Source organism: Variovorax sp. P1_H12_2, assembly GCF_056405335.1.
The window spans coordinates 1-3079 of sequence record NZ_JBFUCI010000585.1 but is presented as its reverse complement, the minus strand read 5'-3'; the positions used below and the strand labels follow the sequence as shown (position 1 = coordinate 3079).

The 3079-nt window shown below is 66.6% G+C and carries 1 protein-coding gene; it reads right to left on the bottom strand.

Going from position 1 to position 3079, the window contains the following annotated elements:
- Window positions 1-201 precede the first annotated feature (201 nt).
- Window positions 202-2994 (bottom strand): DNA polymerase I, encoded by a 2793-nt coding sequence (gene polA / locus AC1D2K_RS32740; RefSeq protein WP_478094351.1) that lies wholly within the window; start codon window positions 2992-2994, stop codon window positions 202-204.
- Window positions 2995-3079: the final 85 nt, after the last annotated feature.

Sequence of the window (3079 nt, the reverse complement as noted above, 5' to 3'; positions counted from 1 at the left end):
ACGGTACAGGCGGCGACGAGCGCAACGAGGGCGAAGCCCCCGCGCATCAAAGCGGTTGCAGTCTTCATTTGATTCTCAGGTCTCCCAAAAAAAACATCTCCAGAAACACCGCGGAACCGGCTTTGCCGGGCCGCTGGTGTTGCCCCCGGTAGGGGGTGGGCGGGCTACACGAAGTGAGCCCAACCTGGGGGCGAGCCAAATCTAATGCGCTTTGTCCCAATTGGGACCAAAGCCGATTTCCGCGAGCAGCGGCACCCTGAGGTCCGCCACGCCCGCCATGAGGCGCGGGATCTCGGTGCGGACCCATTCGACTTCCGCTTCGGGCACCTCGAACACCAGTTCGTCGTGCACCTGCATGATCATCTTCGTGCCGCGCTGCTCGGCGTCGAGCACCTGCTGCACCTTGACYATGCTGAGCTTGATCAGGTCGGCCGCGGTGCCCTGCATCGGCGCGTTGATCGCGGCCCGCTCGGCGCCGCCGCGGCGCGGACCGTTGGGCGAGTTGATCTCGGGCAGGTAGAGCCGGCGGCCGAACACGGTCTCCACATAGCCCTTCTCCTTGGCCAGCGCCTTGGTCTCGTCCATGTAGACCTTCACGCCCGGATAGCGCGCGAAATAGCGCTCGATGTAGGAGGCCGCGGCCTTGGTCTCGATGCCCAGGTTGCGTKCCAGCCCGAAGCTGCTCATGCCGTAGATCAATCCGAAGTTGATGACCTTCGCATAGCGGCGCTGCTCGCTCGACACCTGATCGACCGGCACGCCGAAGACTTCGCCCGCGGTCGCGCGGTGCACGTCGATGCCCTCGGTGAAGGCGCGCAGCAGCGATTCATCGCCGCTGATGTGGGCCATGATGCGCAGCTCGATCTGCGAGTAGTCCGAGCTCGCGATCACGCGGCCGGCGGGCGCCACGAAGGCTTCGCGCACGCGCCGGCCTTCGGGCGTCCGGATCGGGATGTTCTGCAGGTTCGGGTCGTTGCTCGACAGCCGCCCGGTCACCGCCACGGCCTGCGCGTAGTGCGTGTGCACGCGGCCGCTGCGCGGGTTCGCCAGCAGGCCCAGCTTGTCGGTATAGGTGCCCTTGAGCTTGGAAAGGCCGCGATGCTCGAGGATCTTGGCGGGCAGCGGGAAGTCCTCGGCCAGCTTCTCGAGCACCTCCTCGTCGGTGCTCGGCGCGCCGCTCGGCGTCTTCTTGAGGACCGGCAGGCCGAGCTTGGTGAAGAACACTTCGCCGATCTGCTTCGGCGAGCCGAGGTTGAAGGGCTGGCCCGCGAGCTCGTAGGCCTCCTGCTCGAGCGCCATGATGCGCTTGCCGAGTTCGTTGCTCTGCGACGCCAGCGTCGGCGCGTCGATCAGCACGCCATTGCGCTCGATCCGGTAGAGCGTCTCGCTGGAGGCGATCTCCAGTTCGTAGATGAAGCGCAGCTTCTCGTCGGCCTCGAGCCGGGGCCAGAGCACGCGGTGCACGTCGAGCGTCTGGTCGGAGTCCTCGCAGGAATACTCGGCCGCCTTGTCGATCGCCACCTGGCTGAAGGAAATCTGGTGCGCGCCCTTGCCACAGAGGTCCTCGTAGTCGATGCCGCTGCGGCCCAGGTGCCGCTCGGCAAGGCTCGCCAGGCCATGCGGCTTGTGCACTTCGAGCACGTAGCTCTGCAGCATGGTGTCGTGTGCGTAGCCCTGCACCTCGATGCCGTGGTTGGCGAACACATGGCGGTCGTACTTGACGTGCTGGCCCAGCTTCTTCTTCGCGCCGTTCTCCAGCCAGGGCCGGAGCTTCGCGAGGACTTCGTCGCGCGGCAGCTGCGCCGGCGCGTCGGGGTAGTTGTGGGCCACCGGAATGTAGGCCGCCTCGCCGGGCTTGACGCTGAAGCTCAGGCCGACGATCTCGGCGCGCATCTCGTCGAGCGAGGTGGTCTCGGTGTCGATCGCGACCAGCTCGGCGTCCTCGATCTTCGCCAGCCAGGCGTCGAAAGCCTCCCAGGTCATGACCGTGTCGTAGGCCAGGTTGCTCACCTTCTCGGCGGCTTCCTGGGCGGGATCGCTGAACAGGTCGATGCCGCCTTCGGGCCCCTTGCGCTTCTTGTTCTCCTCGATCAACTCGGGCGGCACCGCATGCGACTCGAGCGACTTGACCAGGCTCTTGAAGCCGAACTGCTCGTAGAAGTCCTTGAGCGCATCGGTCTGCTGCACGCCGATGGCAATCCCCTCCAGCGCCGGCAGGCCGCTCACGTGTTCGCCGAGATCGCAGTCGGTGCGGATGGTGACGAGGCGCCGGCCCTGGGGCAGCCAGTCGAGCGCGCGGCGGAGGTTCTCGCCGGCCTGGCCCTTGACCTCGTCGGCGCGCGCGATCAGGGCCTCGAGCGAGCCGTATTCGAGCAGCCATTTGGCCGCGGTCTTCGGGCCGACCTTCTGGACGCCGGGCACGTTGTCGACGGTATCGCCCACCAGCGTCTGGTAGTCGATCATCAGCTTCGGCGGCACGCCGAATTCGGCTGTCACGCCCGCCACGTCGCGCTTCTTGCCGTTCATCGTGTCGATGATCGTGATGTGTTCGTCCACCAGCTGGCTCATGTCCTTGTCGCCGCTGGACACGATCACCTCGATGCCCTGGTCGGCGGCGGTCCGCGCCAGCGTCCCGATCACATCGTCGGCCTCGACCCCGGACACGCACAGCACCGGCCAGCCGAGCATCCGGACCACCTGGTGGATCGGCTCGACCTGGCTGCGCAGGTCGTCCGGCATCGGCGAGCGGTTGGCCTTGTAGTCTGGGTACCAGTCGTCGCGGAAGGTCTTGCCGGGCGCGTCGAAGACGCAGGCCGCGTAGTCGGCCCGCACCTCACGCCGCAGCGCCTGCATCATGTTGATCATCCCGCGGATGGCCCCGGTGGCCGGGCTGCTGTTGTCGCCCGGAACGGCGCGCAGATCGGGCATCGCGTGGAAGGCGCGATAGAGGTAGCTCGATCCGTCGACGAGCAGCAGCGTTTTCTTGTCGGTCATCGGGCCATTTTGCCGTGCCTCGCGGGCTCCCCCGGAAGGCTGAAAAGATCGGCACTTACTTCTATCTCCGGGCCGGGCGCGGACC